Origin of the sequence: Oxalobacter vibrioformis (genome assembly GCF_027118995.1) — a bacterium.
Taxonomy (GTDB): domain Bacteria; phylum Pseudomonadota; class Gammaproteobacteria; order Burkholderiales; family Burkholderiaceae_D; genus Oxalobacter; species Oxalobacter vibrioformis.
Map to the genome: position 1 here is coordinate 2,544,581 of NZ_CP098242.1, position 23,406 is coordinate 2,567,986.

At 52.9% G+C, this 23,406-nt stretch carries 27 protein-coding genes; 15 read left to right on the forward strand and 12 right to left on the reverse strand.

Annotated features, from left to right (window positions below):
* Positions 1–57: 57 nt before the first annotated feature.
* From NB640_RS12590 to NB640_RS12600, 3 genes are all read right to left on the reverse strand, one after another.
* Positions 58–705, reverse strand: a complete 648-nt coding sequence (locus tag NB640_RS12590) for a DUF5610 domain-containing protein (RefSeq protein ID WP_269309038.1) — start codon at positions 703–705, stop codon at positions 58–60.
* A gap of 136 nt (positions 706–841) precedes the next feature.
* Entirely contained in the window at positions 842–1,162 is a 321-nt protein-coding gene (locus tag NB640_RS12595; protein ID WP_269309039.1) for a hypothetical protein, read from the reverse strand.
* Entirely contained in the window at positions 1,137–1,604 is a 468-nt protein-coding gene (locus NB640_RS12600; RefSeq protein WP_269309040.1) for a hypothetical protein, read from the reverse strand. Before NB640_RS12600 ends, NB640_RS12595 begins: the two co-directional genes overlap by 26 nt.
* A 184-nt stretch (positions 1,605–1,788) precedes the next feature.
* Here NB640_RS12600 and NB640_RS12605 point away from each other — a divergent pair, with 184 nt between their 5' ends.
* Positions 1,789–2,745 (forward strand): 3-hydroxyacyl-CoA dehydrogenase family protein, encoded by a 957-nt coding sequence (locus tag NB640_RS12605; protein ID WP_269309041.1) that lies wholly within the window; start codon positions 1,789–1,791, stop codon positions 2,743–2,745.
* 36 nt (positions 2,746–2,781) lie between these two features.
* Here the strand turns inward: NB640_RS12605 and NB640_RS12610 are convergent, their stop codons facing one another.
* Positions 2,782–2,985 (reverse strand): hypothetical protein, encoded by a 204-nt coding sequence (locus NB640_RS12610; protein ID WP_269309042.1) that lies wholly within the window; start codon positions 2,983–2,985, stop codon positions 2,782–2,784.
* Positions 2,986–3,144: 159 nt separating this feature from the next.
* Here NB640_RS12610 and NB640_RS12615 point away from each other — a divergent pair, with 159 nt between their 5' ends.
* From NB640_RS12615 to NB640_RS12635, 5 genes are all read left to right on the forward strand, one after another.
* Complete coding sequence (locus NB640_RS12615; RefSeq protein WP_269309043.1) at positions 3,145–3,591, forward strand: putative periplasmic lipoprotein; 447 nt, start codon at positions 3,145–3,147, stop codon at positions 3,589–3,591.
* A 214-nt stretch (positions 3,592–3,805) separates the two neighbouring features.
* Positions 3,806–4,414 (forward strand): hypothetical protein, encoded by a 609-nt coding sequence (locus NB640_RS12620; protein ID WP_269309044.1) that lies wholly within the window; start codon positions 3,806–3,808, stop codon positions 4,412–4,414.
* A gap of 16 nt (positions 4,415–4,430) precedes the next feature.
* On the forward strand, positions 4,431–4,772 hold the full coding sequence (locus tag NB640_RS12625) for a hypothetical protein (RefSeq protein ID WP_269309045.1): 342 nt from the start codon (positions 4,431–4,433) through the stop codon (positions 4,770–4,772).
* A 191-nt stretch (positions 4,773–4,963) separates the two neighbouring features.
* Positions 4,964–6,286 (forward strand): WD40 repeat domain-containing protein, encoded by a 1,323-nt coding sequence (locus NB640_RS12630; RefSeq protein ID WP_269309046.1) that lies wholly within the window; start codon positions 4,964–4,966, stop codon positions 6,284–6,286.
* Positions 6,287–6,310: 24 nt separating this feature from the next.
* Positions 6,311–7,585 carry a type II toxin-antitoxin system HipA family toxin gene (locus tag NB640_RS12635; RefSeq protein WP_269309047.1) on the forward strand — a complete coding sequence of 425 codons (1,275 nt, stop codon included), beginning with the start codon at positions 6,311–6,313 and terminating at the stop codon, positions 7,583–7,585.
* 12 nt (positions 7,586–7,597) lie between these two features.
* On the opposite strand, the gene moeA is transcribed toward NB640_RS12635, so the two are convergent.
* From moeA to moaA, 3 genes are read right to left on the reverse strand one after another with little or no spacing between them, the layout of a single operon-like run.
* The gene (gene moeA / locus NB640_RS12640) at positions 7,598–8,842 is read right to left on the reverse strand and encodes a molybdopterin molybdotransferase MoeA (RefSeq protein WP_269309048.1); all 1,245 of its coding nucleotides are present in this window, start codon (positions 8,840–8,842) and stop codon (positions 7,598–7,600) included.
* Between the two features lie 51 nt (positions 8,843–8,893).
* Complete coding sequence (mobA, locus tag NB640_RS12645; protein ID WP_269309049.1) at positions 8,894–9,514, reverse strand: molybdenum cofactor guanylyltransferase MobA; 621 nt, start codon at positions 9,512–9,514, stop codon at positions 8,894–8,896.
* 36 nt (positions 9,515–9,550) lie between these two features.
* Positions 9,551–10,639, reverse strand: a complete 1,089-nt coding sequence (gene moaA, locus NB640_RS12650; protein ID WP_269309050.1) for a GTP 3',8-cyclase MoaA — start codon at positions 10,637–10,639, stop codon at positions 9,551–9,553.
* Here moaA and NB640_RS12655 point away from each other — a divergent pair.
* The 4 genes from NB640_RS12655 (at position 10,638) to NB640_RS12670 (ending at position 13,853) form a co-directional block, all read left to right on the forward strand.
* Entirely contained in the window at positions 10,638–10,766 is a 129-nt protein-coding gene (locus NB640_RS12655) for a hypothetical protein (RefSeq protein WP_269310469.1), read from the forward strand. The genes moaA and NB640_RS12655 overlap by 2 nt on opposite strands.
* Positions 10,767–11,129: 363 nt before the next feature.
* The gene (locus NB640_RS12660) at positions 11,130–12,503 is read left to right on the forward strand and encodes a hypothetical protein (protein ID WP_269309051.1); all 1,374 of its coding nucleotides are present in this window, start codon (positions 11,130–11,132) and stop codon (positions 12,501–12,503) included.
* A gap of 68 nt (positions 12,504–12,571) precedes the next feature.
* A complete protein-coding gene (locus NB640_RS12665; protein WP_269309052.1) occupies positions 12,572–13,552 on the forward strand; it encodes a tetratricopeptide repeat protein in 981 nt (326 codons plus the stop codon).
* Between the two features lie 16 nt (positions 13,553–13,568).
* Positions 13,569–13,853: a tetratricopeptide repeat protein gene (locus tag NB640_RS12670; protein WP_269309053.1), complete on the forward strand. Its 285-nt coding sequence runs from the start codon at positions 13,569–13,571 to the stop codon at positions 13,851–13,853.
* Between the two features lie 199 nt (positions 13,854–14,052).
* On the opposite strand, the gene NB640_RS12675 is transcribed toward NB640_RS12670, so the two are convergent.
* Positions 14,053–17,094, reverse strand: a complete 3,042-nt coding sequence (locus NB640_RS12675; RefSeq protein WP_269309054.1) for an Rne/Rng family ribonuclease — start codon at positions 17,092–17,094, stop codon at positions 14,053–14,055.
* 400 nt (positions 17,095–17,494) lie between these two features.
* On the reverse strand, positions 17,495–17,713 hold the full coding sequence (locus NB640_RS12680; RefSeq protein WP_269309055.1) for a hypothetical protein: 219 nt from the start codon (positions 17,711–17,713) through the stop codon (positions 17,495–17,497).
* A gap of 138 nt (positions 17,714–17,851) precedes the next feature.
* Here NB640_RS12680 and rluC point away from each other — a divergent pair, with 138 nt between their 5' ends.
* From rluC to NB640_RS12700, 4 genes are all read left to right on the forward strand, one after another.
* Positions 17,852–18,883, forward strand: a complete 1,032-nt coding sequence (gene rluC / locus NB640_RS12685) for a 23S rRNA pseudouridine(955/2504/2580) synthase RluC (protein WP_269309056.1) — start codon at positions 17,852–17,854, stop codon at positions 18,881–18,883.
* Between the two features lie 47 nt (positions 18,884–18,930).
* On the forward strand, positions 18,931–19,590 hold the full coding sequence (locus tag NB640_RS12690; protein ID WP_269309057.1) for an HAD-IA family hydrolase: 660 nt from the start codon (positions 18,931–18,933) through the stop codon (positions 19,588–19,590).
* Between the two features lie 20 nt (positions 19,591–19,610).
* A complete protein-coding gene (gene sppA, locus NB640_RS12695) occupies positions 19,611–20,624 on the forward strand; it encodes a signal peptide peptidase SppA (RefSeq protein WP_269309058.1) in 1,014 nt (337 codons plus the stop codon).
* A gap of 183 nt (positions 20,625–20,807) precedes the next feature.
* Positions 20,808–20,963: a hypothetical protein gene (locus NB640_RS12700; RefSeq protein WP_269309059.1), complete on the forward strand. Its 156-nt coding sequence runs from the start codon at positions 20,808–20,810 to the stop codon at positions 20,961–20,963.
* 34 nt (positions 20,964–20,997) lie between these two features.
* On the opposite strand, the gene NB640_RS12705 is transcribed toward NB640_RS12700, so the two are convergent.
* Complete coding sequence (locus NB640_RS12705) at positions 20,998–21,699, reverse strand: MarC family NAAT transporter (protein WP_269309060.1); 702 nt, start codon at positions 21,697–21,699, stop codon at positions 20,998–21,000.
* 179 nt (positions 21,700–21,878) lie between these two features.
* On the opposite strand from NB640_RS12705, the gene NB640_RS12710 reads away from it, so the two are divergent.
* Positions 21,879–22,250, forward strand: a complete 372-nt coding sequence (locus NB640_RS12710; protein WP_269309061.1) for a hypothetical protein — start codon at positions 21,879–21,881, stop codon at positions 22,248–22,250.
* An 81-nt stretch (positions 22,251–22,331) separates the two neighbouring features.
* Here the strand turns inward: NB640_RS12710 and NB640_RS12715 are convergent, their stop codons facing one another.
* Both NB640_RS12715 and NB640_RS12720 read right to left on the reverse strand, forming a co-directional pair.
* The gene (locus NB640_RS12715; protein ID WP_269310470.1) at positions 22,332–22,544 is read right to left on the reverse strand and encodes a hypothetical protein; all 213 of its coding nucleotides are present in this window, start codon (positions 22,542–22,544) and stop codon (positions 22,332–22,334) included.
* A complete protein-coding gene (locus tag NB640_RS12720; protein WP_269309062.1) occupies positions 22,502–23,341 on the reverse strand; it encodes a tetratricopeptide repeat protein in 840 nt (279 codons plus the stop codon). The genes NB640_RS12715 and NB640_RS12720 overlap by 43 nt, the downstream gene beginning before the upstream one ends.
* Positions 23,342–23,406 lie beyond the last annotated feature (65 nt).

Sequence of the window (23,406 nt, forward strand, 5' to 3'; positions counted from 1 at the left end):
CGGACAATGTCCGGGCTTACAAATATCATCTTCTTAAAGGGCAGATGAAAAAAACGCTTAATCGCTTACCTTGGTATCACCCGTCACATCAGCAGGCTTGGTTTCTGGCTGGGTTTCCGGTTTCTGAAATGAAGCCAGCTTGTCTGACAGCCAATCATCATAGCCTTTTTGCACCAGATCCCAGGTCTTCTGGATTTCGCTCTTGACGTTGCCGTCAAAGACGTTCAGCGCTTCCAGGATATCAACAGCCTCGCCGTAGCCTTTTTCAAAGCCGCCGCGGATGGTTTCGATGAATTTGGCAGCCACTTCAGCCTCGTCTTCACCTTTATGGGAAGCGGCAAATCGCTCATACAGGCCCAGTGAAAAGCCCAGGATAACACCTGCCGTGCCTTCCGGGGTGGCAAACGGATTGTTTGCGTCGTTCATCGACGGCATCTGGTAATCCGGGTCGATCTTGGATTGAAAACCGCCAATTGATTCGTAAACGCTTTCCAGGCTGGAGCGGAACAAGAGTCCCTGTGGATTGTCACCGGCTTTGACGGAAACTTTGAGAGAAGCTTCAATAATCATGGCATTCTGTGATGCACGCATATTGGAAGCAGTTGGTTTCTGGCTGGCAATTTTACTTGTGACATTGCTGGTATTTGATTCTTTGCTCGTGGAAACGGCCGCAGCGTTTTGCTGCATATTGTTAATAGTCGTCATTTCCAGGTCTCCTGTACGGTATGGGTATCACTATAAAGGCAACCAGGATTCATTTCCCGGTCTGATTCCGCCTAGCTACATTATTTACGGCAGGAAATATAAAAACTTGACTTATTCTGTAAAAAAACATAAAAAACTATTTTATATCATTTAAATATGGCGGTTTATTAAAGTTAATTGTTGGAAATTGGGTGTGTTGATTCAGCGTTTCATCTCTTTGAATTTCCGGATCAGGCAGCAGGAAGGGCTTGAGACAGATCAAGGTGGCATGGGAAAAGACGCAGGGATACATCTGCGGGTCTGCTGCTGCCCGTAGCCGGGAAAAGCGGGGTCTTCCCACTTTCGGTAACCCGATTGGATCCAGCCGTTTCCGTATATACAAGCTGTTTTTCAAAAAAGACAGTTCAAAAGCGTGGTAGGGGAGTCCCAGTTCATACAGGGCAGTATCCAAGGTCATAAGCGCTGATGTTGTCATCAGCACGCGAGTCAAACCCTTCCGGTCTGACAATAGCCGAAAAAGTCCCTCTGACATAAAAAGCCTGTTTTCCATCGTCGATAACGCGCTTGTCTCCTGTTATGGTGAAAGCCAGGTCAAGATAGCCATTGATGATATCTCCGGGTACATAGTGTGCCTTGTCCAGTATCAGGTGCTCGTGGGTGAGGGGGAGGGTTAGCGGCCCGGAAGGGTATATCGGCACCCACGCCAGGGAAGTGAAAAACCTGCCGTTTCTCACCATAATATCCGTGACAAGATGATAGGCCGGATTCATCGGAAAATGGATATAAAGCGTCCCGTCTTTCACCACGGCCCGGGCTTCGGTGATGAGATGTTCGCCCTGGTGATCCGTTTGGCATGCTGTTTTCAGATGCTGCGCAGAAGGGATGTTTTCCACATTCACAGCCTTTCCTGTTTCTGCCGCGGAAAACGAGGCAGAAAGCATCAAAAGAAAAAAGAGCAGGTAGGTTTTTTCATGGCAGGCAGAGATCTTGCTGTTGCCACAGATTGTAACAGCACAGTGGTTTGTTTTTCATCCGGGAGGCTGGTATGCTCTGATGAGACCCCTTAAAGGAAAGGTGACGCCAATGCAAATTCAGGAAATCAGGACAGTTGCCTGTTTGGGAACCGGCACCATGGGACATGGTATTGCCTTCCTTGCTGCGAAAGCCGGATATGACGTTCGCTTTTTTGGCCGCACAAAAGAAAGCATTGAAAAAGGCATGGCTGACATTGACCGGGCCATCGCGCTTTACGAGAACAGCGGCCTGATGCCAACCGGCAGGGCTGATGCGATCAGGCAACGTATCCAGCCTTTTACCAGTGTTGAAAAAGCCGTAGCCGGTGCGGATATGGTGATGGAATCCGTGATTGAAGACCTGGCAGTCAAGCAGTATGTTTTTGCCGAAGCCGAGCGCCACAGCCGTGAAGGCGCCATCCTGGCGACAGATACCTCCAGTCTTTCCCTTTCTGCGATCGCCAGCGGCCTGAAGCACCCGGAATATTTTCTCGGCATCCACTTCTTTACGCCGCCTTATCTCATGCCGGTCGTTGAAGTCTGCCCGATCAGACAGACATTGCCTACCGTGCGCGAAATGGGTGCCGAATGGGTCAGGTCCCTTGGCAATGAGCCGGTAGTTATGGAAAAAGAAGTGCCCGGCATGATCATCAACCGCATCCAGGCAGCCTGTCTGCGTGAGGCACTTCATATGCTGGAGCAGGGCTGGGCAAGTGCCGGGACAATTGACCGGGCAATCGCCATGTCGTTAGGACGCCGCTATGCGGTTACCGGTCCTCTTGAAAGCGCTGATATGGGCGGGCTTGATATTCTCTCCAGTATGCTCACCCAGCTTGCCCCCACGCTCTCTGACCGCATCGATGGTGGCCCGCTCATGGAAGCAGCGGTAAAAGCAGGCAATCTGGGCATGAAAACCGGCAAGGGCATCTATGACTGGCCCGAAGAAACCATTGAGGCGCGCCGCAGTGCCCGCGAACAGTCACTCGTTGCTTTTCTGAAAGCCGATGTGGCGAAAAAAGGCAGATAGGGTCAGGCCTCATTAAATTGCCTGCTGCAAAGCCTTTCAGTGCATCTTTTCGCGTTTTCTTTTTCGCGCGGCGTCATATTTTTTTCGCTCTTCCGGTGTTTCTCCCCACTCGGAATAGCAGATGGCGGCACGTTGCTCCCTTGCCGGGAATTTGTCACGCTCATCTTTTGTCAGCCTGGCGATGCAGCGGGAGATGAACCCCTGTTTTGATTCGCCTTTTTTCGCTTTTGGCATGGGCATGGCGATCTCCTGTGTTATTCATGGGGCAGGTAAAGGCAATTGGAGTCATTCACCGGTTATTGGTTCCCATGGGGGCACAGCGCTTACGCGACAAACCATCTGATTGAGCATGGCTTGGGGTAAAATATTTTCAGCTTTTCAGATTGCAAAGGAAAAACCATGCGAAAAATACTGTTATTCATGATTACCGCCCTTTTTCTGAATGCAGCCTGCGCTGATCCTGTTCCCCCCAGGCTGATGCGCAACCTCAAAGGGCATCACGTTATGCGGGTGTCTTTGCAAAAGGGCACACTCAAGCTCATAACAACCCATGCCGTAGTTAGCCGCGACATTTACGAAAAAGTCATCTCAGAAGGCGCCTGTTCTGTCCTTGTTGCCAATCCGGAAAAGGGCTGGGAAAAGGCCCGGATCGACCGTATTGAAGTCCTGAGCCAGGATGAGCGCCAGGGATATGCCTTTATTGATGCGCGCAACACCTGCCTGGAGTTGGGCAGGATCAAGGATGAAAGCCAGCGCAAGGCTTATTTCACAAAACAGACCTGGATCTGCGCCATGGAAATCTGCGACGACCCCAAACCGGATACCGGCGCAAAAGACAAAAAATAACGGTTGCCGGCACGGCATCCGAAAGAAAACCTGTCCCTGGCAAGGGGCGGGCTTTTTTTATCTGCCCGCATGATGGGTGCTGTCCTTTTACGAGCGCCACATATTCCTGTATGCTAGACAGGGTGGCGTTCGTGTAAAGCCGGGAAAAGGGCTGCCGGGCCTGTTTCCGGCAGATTTCCCTAAAAACCCCTACAGCAGCCTTTTTGAGGAAAATATGTTCAAGAAAAAGTCAGAGAACGGTAAAAGCAAATTCAGCCTGCTGGGTTTTCTCCTGCATCCAGGCGTGAAGATTTTTGGCGGTATCTTTTCCCTGCTGGTGGCGGTGCTGTTTGGCGGCTTTAAGATTTCCCGCCGCAGAAAAAAGAAAGCGACCGAGTTCGAGGCGCAGCTTGCTTCCTCGCTTCTTCTCGTCAAGCTCGAAGATGTCCGCAACCAGCTTGGTGAATTTCAGGTTTGGCTGAAAAAGCAGGACCCGGCACAGATGGATGTCAAGGAAACCAAAGTCCGCTATGCGGCCCTGAAAAACCTGTACAGCGAATGGACATCGCATGAAAGGATGGAAGAGATTCTCGGTACCGTCCAGTATGATCCCAAAATCGGCATGAGTGTGTCCAATGGCCTGCACGAGTTGCGCAGCCTGAATATCCTGATGGAAAGCATATTAAGGGATGAACAGCTGGGAACGCCTGATGGGGCAGGAAAACTTGCTATTGTCGATGAACATCTTGTGCGTGCCCTGGAGTTTTTCAATTACATCAACAAGGATCTTGAAAACACCCCGGAAAACAGGCAGATTGATACACTAAAAGACCAGCCCGAGTAATTAAAGAGTATCTGGCATGGGTGAAACAATCGTACTGGCAGGTTTTGTTCTGATATTTATATGGGGATGGCGCCGTGTCTATCTTCATATCATGCGGAAAAGTGCACGGCCATTGATCGCGCACTTGCTGGGGCTTCTCTTGAGCCTTTTCCCCGCCCGTTTCTTCGTCTATGCCGCTTTTGCCATCGCCCCTCCCGCAGGCTCGGAGCCGGTTTCCGACACAAAGACCCTGATGCTGTGCTCACTCTTCGTCGCGTCGATTGCCGGGCTTTATATCCTGACAAGAAAACGTCCGGCAGCGCCTGTTGCGTTGCCCGAAAATTTGCCATCCGGCAAAGCCGACCAGGACAAGCCATAACGTACAGCATGCTGCTGAAAAAAGCGATCCTGTTGTATTTCCTGATATTTTGAAAAAGCCTAACCGGTGCGCTGGACTTTTTTCCGGGAATTTATTAATACTATTCCTGCTTGCCTGTTGCCACGCAAAATGCCTGCCAGGCGCATTTCTATAAGGACATCACGGACGAACCAACATAAAGAAAGGGCACAATGCAGACCGAGTCTGATCCGCAAAAAGAATGGAAAGAAAAAACGCTGGCCTATGCCAAAGCGATCAATGACTATGTCGAAAAAGGCACAAAAGACGGATGGGAAAATGCTGGAGATGAGCCGTCATCGGCGGGAAGAGATCATCTCGTTCCTCACCTGCTGGTTGTCTTAAGAGAAGCTAACCGGCTGGGCAAGACCGATCTTTTCAGGGAGTACTGGCCGCCTGCCCATGAGCCTTTTGCCTTTATGCTCGATGAAAACGGCCAGAGTATTCCCATGCTCTGCCTGTTGCCGGATGGTTCCATTCTTGCCAGGATTGGTGCGCCCTATGAAAGCGGGAAGGTGGTCCATATTCAGGGAACAACGGTTGAAACGGTTCCCGGGATCGACTTTTTCGGGTGTTGCCCCAACAAGCGCTACTTTGCCGTTGCTTCAGGCAATGGCATCAGGATTACCGATGGCTGGCAGGGCGAAGAGGTCGCCCTTTGTTCCTGGCCGACAGGAATCGAAGACATTCCCGAAGGATTTTCCGTCGCCCCCCTGAAATCACGCCCGGACCCGACAAGGCTCATCCCTTTCCCGGATGGCAGGCGTGTCCTCCTGGTGAGCGAAGACGGTATATTTGTCCTGTCCCCGGATGGCGCAAACCGCCTTCAGCCAACCCCTGAAGAACTGAAAGAATATTTCTCGTGGTCGCAAAAAGAATATCCTCAAGAAGAGTTGTCGGTTAATGTCTCGATGGAGCATGGCGCGGTTTCGCCTGATGGAAAATATATCGCTGTCGGCGCACAGGATGGCAAACATCATGTATTTGACGAGAGTCTGAAGCTGATAGCAGAAATCGGTCCGCACAATGAGTACCCGCACTATGCGCTTTTCAGTGCAGACAGTGACATGCTGGCCTTAAATGCCTGCCATTTCTATAACGGGGCGACAATCGGGGTTCCCACGGCCATGCTCAACGGATTGAATACCGACTACTACGAAGAGAAAGAAGGGATCATTCTCCTGCAGGATGGCGCACGCGTCTATGCCGGTGTTTCCCGCAATGATGAGTTTATCCTGGGCGATGCCTATGGCTATCTCCGGGCATGCAGCAAGACCGGAGAGCCACGCTGGCAGCATTTCATCGGGTCGACCATCAGCGCCATCGATATGTCACCCGACGGCAAAAAACTGGTAGTCTCCACTTATGCCGGTTTTATTTCCCTGATTGAACTGGATGCAGGGAAACAGCAGCCATACCAGATAGGCAATGGCGACCACTATGAAGAACGCCGCTGGATTTTCTGGAAAAACGAGCCAGCGCCGCTGACCTGGTAACCTTCCTTTTTTGTCCGGACAGCCATGCAGTGCACGATAGAAATCTTCAAGAACAACTGGTGGCAGGAATGCTGTACTGTCACGGTCGACGATATCGCCGTCGGCAGAAACAGTTCGTCTGTCACGACCTTTAATCCGGATTATCTCTTTGAAGGGCACCAGGCGCCTTCATTGCGCTTCAGTCCGCAATCCACCACGCTGGAATTACCGCACTGGCCATCCTTTCTGCTTGATCTCATCCCGCAGGGCGATGGCAGACAATACCTGCAGGAAGTGCTGGAGCTGTCTGACGGCCCGGAGGCTGACTGGCGCATGCTCCTGACGGGCGCCATCAACCCGGTCGGGCAGATACGCGTTCGCGAGGCGGCAGATGCCTATAAGGTGCGGATGCGGCAGTTGGACCCCAAATGGTGGGAGCAGGGCTTTACCACAGAAGAAGTACTCTCCCGCAGCGACGCCTTTGCCGAACATTTTGACGCCCACGGCATATTCAGTGCCGGGGCAACCAGTGTTCAGGGGCTCGCGCCCAAGCTGCTGTTGGTGCAGGGGAAAGATGGCCTCTGGTATGCCGATGCAACGCTACCGGACAGCAGGGTGGCGCGGCATGTCATTCTCAAGCTTTCACGCGCGAGAAACATGGCCGACTGGACCATTCTCCAGCACGAGGCGGCCTACATGCGCCTGGCAAGGGATATGGGGCTTTTCACCACGGGCGACATGCCCGAATGGAAAAATGACATGCTGTTCGTGCCGCGCTTTGACCGTCTCGTCACGCCCGGCAGGGTGATCCGCCACCAGCAGGAAAGCATGGTTTCGCTGGCCGGGCTGATTGATCCCGAGACCGGCGTGACGCATAACCGGATACTGGAGACCCTCCGGCAGTACGTGAGCGATCCGCACCAGGCCACCCTGGAATACCTCAGGCGAGACATCATGAACCTTGCCCTTGGCAATACCGACAACAGCCCGTACAACACCGCTGTGCAGACGGTGAATGGACAAACCCGGCTGACGCCGCTTTATGATTTTGCCCCCATGTATCTCGACAGGGATGACATATCCCGTACCCTCGAATGGGTGGATGAAAACGGCAATGAACTTGCCAACTGGGCCGATATCCTCAATGCACTCCCGTTTTCAGACGCGGAAAAAACCGCATTGCGCAACGAACTGCGCACCTTTGGCCAGCGCATGGAAAAACTTGAAGCCCTGATGGCGCAGCATGGCGTCAGCGATGACATCATGACAGACCGCTATTACGGTATCCAGAACCAGCGCTGGCAGTTGCGAGAGCTGTAGGGGTTGTCTCCCTTACACCAGCCCCTCAAACAACACAACTTCCACGGTATCCCCGGCCGGTACCGCCTCACCTTCAGCAGGCAGGATAATCATACAGTTGGCCTGTGTCATTGAAGAAAGCATGCCGGAGCCCTGGTCACCCGTGGTGCGCACAACCCATTCACCCTGTTCATTTGGTGCCAGGATGCCGCGCTGGTACTCCGTGCGCCCCCGCCGCTTGGAAAGCGGAGAAACGGTTTTGACCCGCATGTGAGGAAGGGGAGCAGGGTACGTTCCCATCAGGTAATAGAGCGCATCCCGGACAAAAAAGTAAAACGTGGCCATCACGGCAACCGGATTGCCAGGCAGCCCAAAAACACAGGTTTGCCGTTCGCCTGAGAGGATGCGCCCAAAAGCCATCGGGCGTCCGGGGCGCATGCTGATATTCCAGAAAGCCATTTCAGCCAGATCGGCCATCACTTCCTTTGTATAGTCGGCTTCGCCGACGGACACGCCCCCTGTGGTGATGATGGCGTCGGCCCTGCCTGCCGCCTCAAGAAATGCCGCCCGGATCAGTTTGGGATCATCCCTGACTACACCCATATCGATGATCTCGCAGCCCAGGCGTTTGACCATGCCGTAAAGCGAATACCGGTTGCTGTCGTAAATGCTCCCGGCCAAGAGCGGCGTGCCAACCGGGCAAAGCTCGTCCCCGGTTGAAAAAATCGCGACAACCGGGCGTTTTTTCACTGCAACTTCTGCCATGCCCAGTGAAGCCAACAGCCCAAGATGGGCTGGCTGCAGCAGCGTCCCTTCTGTCAGGCAGGTTTCCCCCGCTTTCACATCTTCACCGCGCAGCCGGACATTGGCGCCCGGTGCGACATTTGCGGCAGGGAGAGTGACAGTGCCATCTTTCACCACCACATTTTCCTGCTGGATCACGGTATCGCAGCCTTCGGGCATCACACCGCCTGTCATGATCTGCACACACTCCCCCTGGACAAGGGTGCCTTCAAAGCGATGCCCGGCAAAAGCCGCACCGGCGATTTTCAGTACCTGCTTTATTCCCAGGTCCAGCCCCCTCGCGGAAAAAGCGTATCCGTCCATCGCCGCATTATCCTGAAAAGGCACATCAATCGGGGAAGTGATATCTTCTGCCAGCACCCGGAAAAACGCTTCCTTCAGCGGCACCTTTTCCTTCATGTCGAGCGGACGAACGACTTCACTGATGACACGTTGTGCATGCGCCACAGGCAATGAATGACTTTTGTTTTTCATTGGAGGTTATTTCTTATAAATCAGTGCATTGCAATTATTTATTGAAGTAATTTATTCTTTTTTGCCGGTTGTTTTTTCCAGGGTTTCCAGCTCTGCCAGTGTGTTGATATTGTGAAATGCCGTCTCATCCATGAAGTGCGCATGGGCCACATGAAGTGATCCATACCAGGCATCTATTTTACGCTGGCCGGTTTCAAGAAAAGCCAGAAGATGCGGAAGAAGTTCCCGCCGCATCAGGCAGAAAACCGGCTGTAGTGTGACGTCTGTCACACGACCTGTAGCGGCAATCGCTATATCGGCATTTTCCCGCAGGAGCGCTTTGCCCAGTGCTTCCACCAGCGTTTCAGGAAAAAAGGGAGAATCGCAGGGGACCGTGACCAGATAAGGCGTTTTGCAGTGCTTCAGGCCGGTGGCAAAGCCTGCCAGCGGGCCGGAAAACGTGAGAGGCTCATCTGAAACAACCGCCAGCCCGCTTTCAGCATAACGTGCAATATTCTGGTTGGCATTCAGCAGCAAAGCACCGACCTGGGGAGCCAGCCTTTCTGCCGCGTGTATGAAAAGCGGTTTGCCGCGAAAAAGCTGGAGGCCCTTGTCTACCGAGCCCATTCTTGTGCCGCGTCCACCAGCCAGAACCAGCCCCGTAACCGCTTCTTTTGCCAGCGCTTTGCTCATGTTTTTTGCTGCCTGTTAAAGGAAAACGCCGCCATCTCATCCGCCTATATAGGACATTTCCACCTTCTGGCCAGGCATCGCCGTACGGGTGTTTCGCAGTTCCGAATACCGGTTTTCGCGGTTTTGCCAGTGGCGCGCCAGCACATGGGCGAGTTGCTCATCAGACCAGCCATCACGGATGAGCGGTTTCAGGTCAAAACCGGCCGTGGCAAAAAGGCAGGTATACAGCCGGCCTGTTGTTGACATGCGAATCCGGGTGCAGTCGCCGCAAAAGGCCTGCGTCACACTGGCAATGACCCCGATTTCACCGCTGCCGTCGCGGTAGCGCCACCGGGAGGCTGTCTCGCCCGGATAATTCGGTGACAGGGGTTCCAGCGGTATCTCGGCATGTATCAGGCTGACCAGCGTGTCAGACGGCACAATCTCGTCTGAGAGCCACCCATTGGTATTTCCCGCATCCATATACTCAATAAAGCGGGGAATGATACCCGTGTGCCTGAAATGGCGGGCAATCGGCAGGATTTCCTGCTCATTCATCCCTTTCTTGACAACCGTATTCACCTTGAGCGGAGAAAAACCGGCAGACTGCGCCGCCTCAATGCCTGCCAATACCTGCGCGACCGGAAAATCCACATCATTCATCCGGCGAAATACTCTGTCATCCAGCGCATCCAGGGAGACCGTAATGCGTTTCAAGCCTGCGTCATACAGCGACCGGGCCTTTTTGGCGAGGAGCGCGCCGTTGGTGGTGAGTGTCAGGTCAATATCATGGCCATCCGGCGTTTTGAGCATTGCCAGTTGTTCAACAAGATTTTCCACATGACGCCGCATCAGCGGCTCGCCACCAGTCAGGCGTATCTTTTCAACGCCAAGATTCACGAAAATACCGGCAAGACGGCTGATTTCCTCGAAAGACAGCATTTCCGAATGCGGGATAAACTGGAAATCCCTGCCGAAAACCTGTTTCGGCATGCAGTAGACACAGCGCAGGTTGCAGCGGTCCGTCACCGATATGCGCAGATCACGCAGCGGGCGCGCCAACCTGTCTGCTACCGGGATAGCAGGAGCCTGCCTCGCAGCAGCAGGCGTTGCCACAGGAATAATGGAAATGACTTTCTCTTGCATGCCAGTAATAAGAAAATCCGGCAAAAACCGGAAAAACAGCTTTATCCCCAAAGATACCATGAACTGCCCGATTCATCTTTTGGGGGAGTCAAAAACCATCAAGACCGGCAGATGGTTGGATTGCTGAAACCCTGGCGAAGAATGTTGCAGCAGCGTGAAATCACCCGGAGTATGTCGCGCAAGGGAAATTGTCTGGATAATGCGGCGATGGCGCGTTTCTTCGGTACGTTGACGTCCGAATGCTTTTACCTCCAAAAAACGGCGTGTCCTCATGTCACGGAAACGCTTATCTGGCGGGGCTGTCAGAGGCGCAGGACAAAGATTGTGACAGTTAGCCTTTTGAGGTTCACAACGTGCGTATATTGTGGTAGTTGCAGGCGAATTTTGAGCCTGCCGATAACCATAAAGGTAATACGCTATGTTCAATCACGAAAACAGAATCAATTACGACTCCCTTGAGGACTGGGAGGAAAACCCGGCAGGCAGGGCCATGCTCAAAATGCCCTGGCTGTGGGATGAAGGCGAATATCCCAAAAGTAAAAGCGAGCTGGCCAACCCGCCAGCACAGGCCGCCGAACAAACGCCAGGCGCTATAGCTGACTACAAGCCGATGGAAATACCGGACTATACGAAATCCTTGCCCAATCCCTTTGAGGCGGCAACTGCGCCAACAACGGGATTTAAACTGTATTCGCAAAAAAACAATTTTGCGCCATCTAGCTATGATCCGATCAAAAATGGGGACAACGATGCAATGCTGAAGCAAATAGCCGGACTGAAGCCACATCCAGACGCCTGGCAGGAATTCCAGTCAAGGCAGGCGAAACTGAAAACCGATCAGGTTACCCCTGCTGCCAGCACATACCCATACAACGATGTGGGCCAAACACTGAAGCCGCTTAGCGACCTAACCATCGAAAACGTGGTGAAACCCACAGTACAGTATGTCCAGAAATCAATAAGGGAAAAACAGGGCGTTGAACTTTTTCCTGAAATAGTGACGGGAGAAAACTGGGCTCCGATCAAAGACAGACCCAATGTTGTTCCCACACCCGAAGCCGATTTGCTGAAAACATCAAAACCCGTGAGCGACGCACTGTTAAACACCTATAAAAAGGATAACGTCGTCAATGCCATGAACGCCATTTATGCCGCTGACACACTCAATCATGAAAGCGACATGGCCAACCCGAATGACGACTTCTCAAAAGGCATTGAATACACCTCGCGGGAAAATGAAGTATCACAACGGGCGACCCAACAACTATTCAACAAGCTCTTTTCTCCCGACGGCACCAGGACCAAAGAAATGGATGCGTGGCTGAAACAAGAGGAAGCGTGGCTGGAAAACAACCCCTTGCCGGAACTTCGGGACTTTTGGAAAATTGACTGGAAAAAGCATCCAGACAAGGTAGTGGAACTGGGCGGCAAGTATTTCCGTCAGAGCGTAGTCGGGAATTACGCCTATGGGCTTGCTCTCAGCATGATCGACAGCCCTGGCAGCAAGGGTAACCCAATCCTTAACCAGCAAGTCGAAGGGACCATGACCGGCATCGCGCGTATCTTTTGCCAGAAGGATGAGATTTTGCAGGCGGCCATTGTATACGGCAAAGCCGGGAAACCGGCAGAAGGCTGGGACTTCATGGTGGCTAAAGCGACAAGCAAACTTCCCCTGGCTTCCAGCGAGGGCATCCGCTTTTTGAACCGATTTCTGACTCAGGAGCAGAAGGAACAGATGTTCCATCTGATGACGAAGGATGTCAAACAGAAGGATATCGACAAAACCGACGTTGTGCCTCGTGACAACACAGATAACGGCCCATTACCTCTGTTGAAAAAGATCATGCCGCGTCGTATGAAATAGCCAAACCGTTCCCATCCTTGGCAAATCGGGATAAGCTCTTGCTTATCCCGAACCATAAAAGGATTGATATGAAAACCGTTTTAAAACTGTTCTTGGTTGTATTGACTTGTGCCATTGCCGGTTACGCATTCAGTGGGGAACTGGGTGATGCGGATGCGCTGTATGACAAAGGGCAATACAGGAAGGCTCTTGAAATTTATCTGAAGTATCCAGACCATCCAGGTGTCCAGAACAATATCGGCATGATTTATATGAAGCCCGGCATGAGGAATGAAAAGGAAGCGTTGAAGTGGTTCCACAAGTCGGGTGCCCAGGGCAATACCACAGCGTTATACCATCTTGGCATGGCTTACCAGAAAGGCATTGGTGTCAATGCGGATAAGGCCATGGCCTTGAAATACTATCGGGATGCCGCTGACAGGGGTATGCCTGAAGCAATGAATGCGGTCGGCCTCTTCTACGACAATGGATGGGGCATCAGACAGAATGAACAACAGGCAGCGAAGTGGTATCAGAAAGCCGCCGATCACGGGAATGCCCTCGGCCATTGCAACCTGGCTTATGTGCTCATGTATGGCAAGATCATCAAACACGATTACAATAAGGCGCATGCAGTTTTAAACCAGTGTTTGCAGGCCAATCCTGATAACGCCTGCTGTAATGGCCGCTTGTCTGAACTGTATGCTGACGGGTGGGGTGTGTCGAGAGACTTTAAAAAAGCGCACGAACTTCGTGTAAAGGCAGCAGCAGGTGACGATGCTGTTGACATGTATATGATGGGACGTGATCTGGATTACGGTATCGGTGTCGAAAAAGACCAGACTGCGGCACTTAACTGGTATCAGAAAGCTGCCGCGAAAGATCACGCAAAATCCATGTATCGGTTGTATGAAGTATACGAATACGGCAAACTGGGGCAGGCGGTAGACAAGAAGAAAGCGGCTGAATGGAGAGCCAGGGCAGAAAAGGCCATGAAAGAACAGGGATTATCCCGGAATGAATGGGTAGATGATTTCCGGCTCAAAATGGAAGAAGCAGACAAAGATTAAGCTTCAGAAACATGGCGTGAGCCTGTCTGCCCAACAGGGATATGCACCGGCCCGGTTCAATCCTGGGTATTACATGCGAGGACAGGGTGTCAGAAAGGCTTTTGAAGCAGCCGTTGCATTGTTCCAGAAAGCGGAAAACCAGGGCTTGCCAGATGCACAGGTGCTTCCTGGCGAAGCACAGGAACGCGGCAACGGCGTAAAGCCGGATCGCAAGGAGGTTGTCAAGTGGTACAAGAAAGTTGCTCTACAGGGCGACAAGGATGCCATTGCCAAGCTGAAAAAGATGTCACAAGATAAATGACGCAGAAAGATTTCGGCAATATCCAGGTGAGCCTTTTTGCTGAATCCGCGCGATACTCCCGTTTTCAGGCAATGGCTTGAAGAAGCGGTTGAGCATGACGATGAGGAATAACCGGCGGTTTCCGGGAATCGCAACATGACGGTATAAAAAAAGGGAGCGTTATTCACGCTCCCTTTCCCATCAAAGCCAGTGATCCGGCTTATTTTTTCGTATCCACCTGTACCAGCGGCTCATCTGCAACCGGTGGCGGCATCCTGCGGCGGCGGGCAGGGCGGGGGGCTTCCTCCTCCACGGCCACCTGTGCTGCCCTTTCCTGTGCCTGGCGCAGTTTTTCCGGGTCAGTTGCAGCCATGGTCAGCCCGGCAGAAGCCAGCACATCACTGAAATCCTCAGTCACTTCCGCCTCAACCATCGGATGGCGTTCCGCTTCAGTAAGGGGTTTGACCTCAACGCCGGCTTCTTCCATCGGCTCGGCAAGGACAACCGTCTCAGGCTCGACAACCGGCTCATCCACCACGATGACTTCCGGCTCGGCCGGTGTTTCATCAATGACCGCTTCTTCTACCCGGATCGTTTCCTCAATCACCACTTCCCCGACAGGAGTCTCTTCTGTTACCTCCGCATCCAAGACAGGGGCCGTGAGGAAGTCTGAAACCTCCAGTGCCACGGTTTCGGGCGATGCATCGGCTGTCCTGGCTTCTGCAGCAACCACTGGCACTTCTTCAGCGACAGGAAGCGGCACCCCTGCCGGATTGTCCGCAGGAAGGGCGTCCAGATCCACGACAGCCTCATCATTCGGATCATAAAAAGCCACTGGCGTCACACGCGGATTCTCGGCGGGTATTTCCTTGACAACTGCCTCAACGGTTTCAACCGGCCTGAAAGCCACATCTTCGACCCTGGCATCGCGAGTTGCCACTTCGGAGACATCCCTTCCTGCCAGATCATTCTGGCTGAGGGTATCCGCCATGAGGCCATCAACCAGTTCATCGATTTCACGGGCTTCGCCTGATACGATTTCCGCGACTTCCGCACTGTCCGCAATACTGTCACGATCACGGCGGTTGCGGTTGCGTCCGCCACGGCGACGGCGGCGGCGCGGCTCGTCCTCACCCGAAGCGGTATCAGCCGTTTTCGCGTCAGCCGGTCCCGATGCGTCAATGATTCCGGTATCACGAGGCTCTTTCACGACTTCGTTGTTGGCATCCAGCAGTTCCATTTCTTCTGTAGCAGCGGCTTTTTCCTTCTGCTCACCCTTGGCGCCACCTGAACGGCGGTTGCGCTTTCTTTCCCCTGTGCCGCCTTCTTTCGGCTGCCGGGGTTGCTTTGGCGCCTTTGGCATGGTCATTTCGTCATTGACCACGTCCATGGTGTTTTCTATGGCTGTTTCTGGCGCCTGATCTTCGCGATTGCGGTCACGTCCCCGGCGATTACGGTTGCGGTTACGGTTGCGGTCACGGTCGCCATTATTGCGTTTGGCGCGGGTATCACCGGAAGGTTTCGGTGGCGGAGCCACTTCTTCCTCGGCTTTTTCAATACCAAAAAAGGCCAGTATCTTGTCCCAGACACCACCTGAAGCCGGTGCGGCTACAGGCGCGGCAGCGGCTGGTGCCGGCGGCGGGGCCGGTGGCGGCGCATCCGGTGAAATGGTTTTCACCAGGGCTTCCTGACGCGGCTTGGGCGCTTCTTTCTGTGTCTTGTTGAAGCTCATGTCCACATCAGTTGACTCTTCAGCCAGTTCAAAGCTCAGGTGATTGTCATCAAGACGCGGATCGTCATGTTTTAAGCGTTCCAGCTTGTAGCGGGGCGTTTCCAGGTATTTGTTCGGGATGACCGTTATCGCAACACGGTGGCGCGCCTCAATCTTGATGACTTCGCCGCGTTTTTCATTCAAAAGGAAAGCGGCAACACCCACCGGCAACTGGATATGAATGGCTGCCGAACTTTCCTTCATGGATTCTTCTTCAATGATGCGCAGCACCTGCAGAGAAAAAGAATCCACATCACGGATATGGCCGGTGCCATTGCATCGCGGGCAGGTGATATGGCTGCCTTCTGAAAGCGCAGGGCGCAGGCGCTGGCGTGAAAGCTCAATCAGGCCAAAGCGGGAAATCTTGTCCATCTGCACCCGTGCACGGTCATGGCGCAGGGCATCTTTCAGGCGGTTTTCGATCTCACGCTTGTTTTTCGAGACTTCCATGTCGATGAAGTCAATCACGATCAGGCCGCCCAGGTCACGCAGGCGAAGCTGGCGGGCGGCTTCTTCTGCGGCTTCACAGTTGGTGTTGAATGCCGTTGTCTCGATGTCGCCGCCACGGGTTGAGCGCGCGGAGTTGACGTCAATCGATACCAGTGCCTCGGTATGGTCGATCACAATAGAGCCACCGGATGGCAGCGGAACCACGCGGGAATAGGCGGTTTCAATCTGGTGCTCGATCTGGAAACGCGAAAAGAGCGGAATATCGTCACGATAGCGCTTGACCCGGTTTACCATATCCGGCATGACGTGGCTCATGAACTGGCGGGCCTGCTCATAAATCTCGTCCGTATCAATCAGGATCTCGCCAATATCCGGCTGGAAGTAGTCGCGGATCGCGCGGATCACCAGCGAAGATTCGTGGTAGATCAGAAAAGCGCCCGGCGCCGAGCTGCCGGCGCCATCAATGGCACGCCAGAGCTGGAGCAGGTAATTCAGGTCCCATTGCAGCTCTTCCACGCTTCTGCCGATACCGGCAGTGCGGGCAATGACAGACATGCCCGGCGGCAGGTCAAGCTTATCAATGTTTTCACGCAGTTCCTGGCGTTCTTCGCCTTCAACCCGGCGGGAGACACCACCGCCACGCGGATTGTTCGGCATCAGGACAAGGTAGCGGCCAGCCAGTGAGACAAAGGTGGTCAGTGCAGCGCCCTTATTGCCGCGCTCTTCCTTTTCCACCTGGACCATGATCTCCTGGCCTTCGGCAAGGGCATCCTTGATGGAAGCGTTACGGACATCAACGCCTTCCTTGAAAAGGCCTCTGACCACTTCCTTGAAAGGCAGAAAACCATGCCGGTCTTCACCGTAATTGACAAAACACGCTTCAAGCGATGGCTCGATGCGTGTAATGACGGCTTTATAGATATTGGATTTGTGCTGTTCTTTTCCTGCTGTTTCAATATCAATATCGAGGAGCTTTTGCCCGTCGACAATCGCCACACGCAGTTCTTCCTGCTGTGTTGCGTTAAACAACATACGTTTCATAATAAATACACTCCGGGGCCCAAAGGGCCGCTTTTACACCGCTTCACACTGTAGGACCTGTTAAAACGATGATGCCTGTTACAAAGCGCTTACGCCGTAAATAGCGGTGTTGCCTCGCAAAACCTGAATTTGACGTAGGTTGCTACGCCTGCATCCAGATTTCCCTCGGCGCCTTGCTCTTTGCAGCATAAACTGCTTTTCACAGACGCCCTCATCGTATTAACCGACCCTAGGGGAGCGGTCGTTCATTGGGGTGTACGCCAGGATGGAAAGAGGAAAAGAAAAAATGCCCGGGCGGATGGTGGAAAGGCGCAAGCGCACGTTTTCTCACCGGACAGGAGAGGGCCTGATAATCAGTAATATCGGCAATAATGCCTGCAATATACATTTCAGTGCGTTTTCAAAAAAACAGCCTGATCGGGCAGAACAGGGTGTTTACCATTAAAAAAACAGCAGTCTTATCAAACACGCAGTTGGCAAGCAATTTATATACGGTTTTTACTATCATGCTTGCCGCTTTATATTCTTCAAATTTCCTACGCAAAATCCTGCTTTTTTCTGCCTGATCCGGTTGCAGCATCAGGGCGCAACGTTGACCGGCTAAAAAAAGTGCGTACACAGCTCATCCATTCAATTTGCCTTTTGGCGAGGCCAATGGATATGCCCCCTGTGTAGAATGCTAAAATCTGCAGCGTACACACAAAAAAACAGTTGTGCAGAAAAAAGTGCACGAACCGTTCCGGGATTATATATTCAAATGAGCCAAACTAACAGGGGTAGGGTGGGCCAAAGTGCCAAAAAACAGCAGGAAAGGCCTGTTGGATCAAATCCGGCGCAGGTTCGGCTTGTCACCATCACCGAAAACGAAGACGGGCAGCGCATCGACAACTACCTCTTCAAACACTGCAAGGGAGTGCCCAAAAGCCATGTCTACCGCATCCTGCGCTCGGGCGAGGTCCGGGTCAACAAGGGCAGGATCGACCAGACCTACCGGCTTAAAGCTGGCGACATCATCCGTATCCCCCCTGTCCGGATGGCCGAGCGGGAGGAAAAAGCTATTCCCCCGGCCCGCTTTGAAACCCTCTTTGAAGATGAGCACCTGCTTATCATCAACAAGCCGGCCGGTGTGGCGGTGCATGGCGGCTCCGGTGTGGATTTCGGCGTCATTGAGCAGCTTCGCGCTTCCCGGCCCGAACTGAAATACCTCGAACTCGTCCACCGCCTGGACCGGGAAACCTCAGGTATCCTGATGCTGGCAAAAAAGCGTCCGGCCCTGCGGCGTATGCACGAACAGATGCGCGAAGGCAGTATCGACAAGCGCTACCAGACCCTGGTGCAGGGCAACTGGGCCAACCAGCGCCAGCATGTGAAACTGCCGCTTTTCAAATACCTCACGCCCGATGGTGAAAGGCGGGTACGCGTCCAGCCCGGCGGCATTGAATCCCACACCATATTCAATGTCATGGAAAAATACGATGACTTCACCCTGCTTGAGGCTGAACTCAAAACAGGGCGAACCCACCAGATAAGGGTGCATCTGGCTGCCAGCGGCCATGTCATTGCCGGGGACGACAAATACGGCGATTTTGACCTGAACCGCCAGCTCCAGAAAGCGGGCGATACCGGTGCGGCCTTAAAGCGCATGTTCCTGCACGCTTACCGACTCACTTTCATCCACCCCCATTCCGGAGAAGAGATGACCGTCACGGCACCATTGCCTCCCGAATGCGCCCGCTACCTGGAAAGCCTCAACACCCCGACCGGCGAAAAGGCTACAATGTCGCCTTGATTCCCTAACCAAAAGAGGATGAGGGATGGTATATCCCTCTTCACCACATGGCAAAAAACCACTTCGACCTTATCGTTTTTGACTGGGACGGCACGCTCATGGACAGCACGGCCGCCATCGTCAAAAGTATCCAGGCAGCCGCCGATGCGTTAAAACTGCCTGTGCCGGATAAAGAAACGGCCGCCCATGTTATCGGGCTTGGCCTTTATGAGGCGATGGAAGCGGTTATGCCCGGCGCAGACCCGGCGATTTATCCGCAGATGGCAGACCAGTACCGGCGCCTCTACCTCCAGTTCAGCCAGGAAATCACGCTGTTTGACGGCGTTATCGAGATGCTCGAAGACCTGGCTTTAAGCGACTACCTGCTGGCTGTTGCTACTGGCAAAAGCCGCCGGGGGCTGGACCGTGTTCTTGCCGAGACCGGCACCGGGCGTTTTTTTCAGGCCACCCGTACCGCCGACCAGACCCATTCCAAGCCGCATCCCGCCATGCTCCAGGAGATCACCGAAGAACTCGGAGAAGACATGGCCCGCACCGTCATGGTCGGTGATACCACCCACGATCTGCTGATGGCCGCCAATGCCGGGGCAGCAGGCATTGCGGTCCAGTATGGCGCCCACCCCCTTGATGAACTCAAACGCTTAAAGCCGCTGTATACTGCAGAATCCGTGATCAGCCTGCATGACTGGCTCAAGAAAAATGCCTGACAAGGCCCGAAAGAGAGCTTATGGAAAACACCACCAACGACACCACAACACCAGCCACATCATCTCCCCAGCCGGAGGCTGTTTCCGAAAAAAGCATTGCCTGGGAAAGAGAAATGATCGAGAAAATGCTGACGGCCGGCCTCAAGGAACAGCGGGCCAAACGCCGTTGGAGTATCTTTTTCAAATTTGTCGGCATTGCCATTGTCCTCATTATCTTTGGCATGGCAAAGACCTTTGATCTTTCCAGCAGCGAAACCGTGCCGATGGAGTCCCATGCCGCGCTGATCAAGATCAATGGCGTCATCCAGTCTGAAGGAAAGGCTTCTGCCGAAAACATCATCAAGGCATTGCAGAAAGCATTCGGTGAAAAAAAGACCGTTGGCATTATCCTGCGCATCAACAGTCCGGGTGGAAGTCCTGTGCAGGCGGGCCGTATCTATGATGAAATCCAGCGTTTGAAGCAACAGTACCCGGACAAGCCCGTGCATGTTGTGGTGGAAGAAATGTGCGCATCCGGCGGCTATTACATTGCTGCCGCTGCCAATAACATCTATGTGGACAAGGCCAGCCTGGTCGGCTCAATCGGTGTGCTGGTCAATGGCTTCGGTTTTACCGGCCTCATGGACAAGATTGGCATTGAGCGCCGCCTCATGACATCCGGCAAGAACAAGGCATTCATGGACCCGTTTTCCCCGCAGAATCCCCAGCAGAAACAGTATGTCCAGGAATTGATTGATGAGATACACGAGCAGTTCATTGCGGTGGTCAAAACCGGCCGGGGTGACCGTCTGAAAGAAAATGGCAATATATTCAGCGGCCTGGTCTGGACTGGCACCAAGGCCATTGAGCTGGGGCTGGCTGACGAATTGGGTAATGTGGACAGTGTTGCCAGGGATGTCCTGAAAACCCAGACAATCGTGGACTATACCGAAGAAGAAAAACTCTCTGACCGTGTGCTCAAGAAGCTGGGGGCTTCAATGGGAGAGGGCGCTGCCAGATACAGCTCGCAGGAACTCCTGCCGTCGCTGAAATAGGCGTTGGCGAATCAGGAAAACAGGACAAAACGGCCTTGAAAGAGGCCGTTTTGTTTTTTGATGTATGGCTTTAAAATTATTATGCAACATGATGATATAAAAAATATTTTGAAGTGGTTGTGAAGAAGATTTTTTCCGGTTCTTGTTGGTATCCTTATCAAGGCCAGCCAGCCTGATGTCTCAATGGATGAAGTCTGGAAAAAGCTGGAAAACATAGCGAAACATGGGGAAGAGAAAGGAAAAGGAAAAGTGGTGGTGAATGGCTGGACATACCGCATGACGCTCGATGGTGACAAAAATTTCACCTTTTCCGCGACAGCACCCAAACGCCGCAAATAAAGCATAAAACGCAGGGGAAGAAGGGAAAATCGCGTTATCCAACAATCGGCTTGATACCGAACATATTGATGATTTCGATGACGCCGTTGATGGCAAACTGCACTGCCATGCAGATCAGCAGAAAACCCATCACACGCGAGATGGCATCAATGCCGCTGTTGCCGAAAAGCCGCATGATCCAGTTTGAGCTGCGAAGGCATCCCCAGATGATCAGCGAGACAATGATCGAAATCGGGATGGGGACCAGTAGATAAACCCAGGTCGATACCCCGCCATCCGCCATGACAGCAGAAGTGGAGGTGATGATCATCGCCATTGTGCCGGGACCGGCGGTACTTGGCATTGCCAGTGGCACAAAGGCAATATCGGATTTCTTGTGCAGATTGATCTCAGCTGATTTCAGCTCTGCTTCGGTTGATTCATGAGGACTCTGATCCGGAAAAAGCATCTTAAAGCCGATCACCGACACAATCAGGCCACCTGCGATACGCAGGCCTGGAATCGAAATACCAAACAGCGACATGACAATCTGCCCGGCATAAAACGTTACCAGCATGATAATACAGACATAAATGGATGCCTTTAACGACTGCTCATTGCGTTCATCCGGCGTCATGTGGCCGGAGAGTCCCAAAAGGAGGGCAACCGTTGTGAGCGGATTGGCCAGTGGCAGGATTACTGTCACGCCAAGCAGCGTCAGCTTGAGCAAGTCGAATAAATCCAGCAGTATTTTCATCGATCAGGAGCAGGACAACTATCTGTTAATAAGCTTAACATACATCAGGCTGAGGTTTGCACCTCGCTGTTAAGCGGGTATAACGAGAAAGATCAAATCCGGCAGGAGGTCACAGCCCGGTATAAATGGAATACAATGCAGCCATTGTATTTTCAAAAACTACTGATACAAGCCACACTATGCCATGCCAGCAGCCCAACCCGATTGAAAATTCCCCGCGCATCAGGCGATGGGGGGCGCAACTTGAAAAGCACAGCGCCTACCTGACAGTCAAATCACTTCTTTTTACCACCGTACTTTTCATTCTTTCAGGCTACGCGCTTGCCTCCTGGCTACTCGGGCAGCAGAATGCAGGATTAAGCCAGGCGGTTCCCGTTATCCACATGGGCAATGCCGCCCTCATCTTTGTTTCCCTGTATTTCCTGGTTGTGGATTTTCTTTTCAGAGGCCGTCCGCAGGAAATCCGCCTTATCCAGCGTTTTATCTGGTACCTGGCCATTCTTTTCATTGTGATGGCCACAGGATTGTGCTCTCTTCTGATGACGCGCTAAAAAAAACCGGATCGTTGCTGGAGGCCGCATCGAATCGGAAAAGCGGGATTCCATGAACCAATCTGCCGGCAGATTAGCGATTCACGATTTTTTCTGTAGCGATATTGCCGATCTGGAAAGTTTTTCACCGGCATCGCCCGAAGCCATTTTTTCCAGCTTGATATGACTATAGAAGCAGCCGGAAGCAATGCCGCAGACATCTACAGCGTGAGGGGGTTCATGTCTGAACCGCCGGTTTTTTAAAGAACGTATTACCTGTTCCTGAACGGCATGAAAAATTTCTTCATCGCGCACAGTTTTTCCAGGTTGGCAATGGGCTGGGGCGCAGCGTATTCATCGATCGATTTTTCCAGTTTCCGGTAGCAGGAAGCGTGCATGGCATCCTTGTTCTGCCCATAGCGGCCATCGGCAAAGATGGCGGTCAATACCTGCAGACACTGCCTGCTGCCCTGTGCGGCGCCAGAGCGAAGTGACACAACAACCCCACCGATATCCTTTTCCCGCGCATAGGTATCAGCCAGCGGCAGTCCCGCATCACCATTGCCCATCTCTATTGCACGCTTGAGCCATATCCTGCCGGAATCCACATCCTTTTTATATTCGGCAATGAGCCGTCCATACACTTCCATCCCCTTGGGGGAGTCGGCATCAGCGGCCTGTTTTACCAGTTCCAGTGCCTTTTCCGGGTCCTTTTTTACGCCCATTCCCTTGTTGTGGTACTCGGCGAGAAACGCACTCGCGTCAGGGCAGCCCAGCTCGGTGGCAAGCGTGTACATGGCCTTCGACTGCTTTTCACGCACTGCTTTGGGATGCTTTTTGGCGAAGTCGTAGCGGTACATATCACCCAGCGCGATTGCCGCCTGGGCGCTGCCTTTGACAATTGCCATTTCAAAATACTCTTCGGCAAGCTGCGGATTCTTTTTCTCGCTTCCTTTTCCGGAACGGATCAGCATACCGGTCTGGAAAAGCGCCTGCGCTTCTTTTGTCCCGACAGGGCAGGCTTTCGAGAGGATCGGCATCTGCTGTGCCACAACGGGAACAGTAAGGGAAAAGAGGGTGACACAAAGCAGAACACGGCTAGCAGTAAACATCCTGTTTTCCTTAGAATGAGGCAGAGTCCAGTGAAAAAAACAGCGTGAGTCTGTCTATTTTTCAC

What these genes read in the sequence shown, in the direction of transcription:
- NB640_RS12590 (WP_269309038.1), bottom strand. Translation starts at nt 705, where the DNA reads ATGACGACTATTAACAATATGCAGCAAAACGCTGCGGCCGTTTCCACG.
- NB640_RS12595 (WP_269309039.1), bottom strand. Translation starts at nt 1,162, where the DNA reads ATGACCTTGGATACTGCCCTGTATGAACTGGGACTCCCCTACCACGCT.
- NB640_RS12605 (WP_269309041.1), top strand. Translation starts at nt 1,789, where the DNA reads ATGCAAATTCAGGAAATCAGGACAGTTGCCTGTTTGGGAACCGGCACC.
- NB640_RS12610 (WP_269309042.1), bottom strand. Translation starts at nt 2,985, where the DNA reads ATGCCCATGCCAAAAGCGAAAAAAGGCGAATCAAAACAGGGGTTCATC.
- NB640_RS12615 (WP_269309043.1), top strand. Translation starts at nt 3,145, where the DNA reads ATGCGAAAAATACTGTTATTCATGATTACCGCCCTTTTTCTGAATGCA.
- NB640_RS12620 (WP_269309044.1), top strand. Translation starts at nt 3,806, where the DNA reads ATGTTCAAGAAAAAGTCAGAGAACGGTAAAAGCAAATTCAGCCTGCTG.
- NB640_RS12625 (WP_269309045.1), top strand. Translation starts at nt 4,431, where the DNA reads ATGGGTGAAACAATCGTACTGGCAGGTTTTGTTCTGATATTTATATGG.
- NB640_RS12630 (WP_269309046.1), top strand. Translation starts at nt 4,964, where the DNA reads ATGCAGACCGAGTCTGATCCGCAAAAAGAATGGAAAGAAAAAACGCTG.
- NB640_RS12635 (WP_269309047.1), top strand. Translation starts at nt 6,311, where the DNA reads ATGCAGTGCACGATAGAAATCTTCAAGAACAACTGGTGGCAGGAATGC.
- moeA (WP_269309048.1), bottom strand. Translation starts at nt 8,842, where the DNA reads ATGAAAAACAAAAGTCATTCATTGCCTGTGGCGCATGCACAACGTGTC.
- mobA (WP_269309049.1), bottom strand. Translation starts at nt 9,514, where the DNA reads ATGAGCAAAGCGCTGGCAAAAGAAGCGGTTACGGGGCTGGTTCTGGCT.
- NB640_RS12655 (WP_269310469.1), top strand. Translation starts at nt 10,638, where the DNA reads ATGCCAGTAATAAGAAAATCCGGCAAAAACCGGAAAAACAGCTTTATC.
- moaA (WP_269309050.1), bottom strand. Translation starts at nt 10,639, where the DNA reads ATGCAAGAGAAAGTCATTTCCATTATTCCTGTGGCAACGCCTGCTGCT.
- NB640_RS12660 (WP_269309051.1), top strand. Translation starts at nt 11,130, where the DNA reads ATGCTCAAAATGCCCTGGCTGTGGGATGAAGGCGAATATCCCAAAAGT.
- NB640_RS12665 (WP_269309052.1), top strand. Translation starts at nt 12,572, where the DNA reads ATGAAAACCGTTTTAAAACTGTTCTTGGTTGTATTGACTTGTGCCATT.
- NB640_RS12675 (WP_269309054.1), bottom strand. Translation starts at nt 17,094, where the DNA reads ATGAAACGTATGTTGTTTAACGCAACACAGCAGGAAGAACTGCGTGTG.
- rluC (WP_269309056.1), top strand. Translation starts at nt 17,852, where the DNA reads ATGAGCCAAACTAACAGGGGTAGGGTGGGCCAAAGTGCCAAAAAACAG.
- NB640_RS12690 (WP_269309057.1), top strand. Translation starts at nt 18,931, where the DNA reads ATGGCAAAAAACCACTTCGACCTTATCGTTTTTGACTGGGACGGCACG.
- sppA (WP_269309058.1), top strand. Translation starts at nt 19,611, where the DNA reads ATGGAAAACACCACCAACGACACCACAACACCAGCCACATCATCTCCC.
- NB640_RS12700 (WP_269309059.1), top strand. Translation starts at nt 20,808, where the DNA reads ATGGATGAAGTCTGGAAAAAGCTGGAAAACATAGCGAAACATGGGGAA.
- NB640_RS12705 (WP_269309060.1), bottom strand. Translation starts at nt 21,699, where the DNA reads ATGAAAATACTGCTGGATTTATTCGACTTGCTCAAGCTGACGCTGCTT.
- NB640_RS12710 (WP_269309061.1), top strand. Translation starts at nt 21,879, where the DNA reads ATGCCATGCCAGCAGCCCAACCCGATTGAAAATTCCCCGCGCATCAGG.
- NB640_RS12720 (WP_269309062.1), bottom strand. Translation starts at nt 23,341, where the DNA reads ATGTTTACTGCTAGCCGTGTTCTGCTTTGTGTCACCCTCTTTTCCCTT.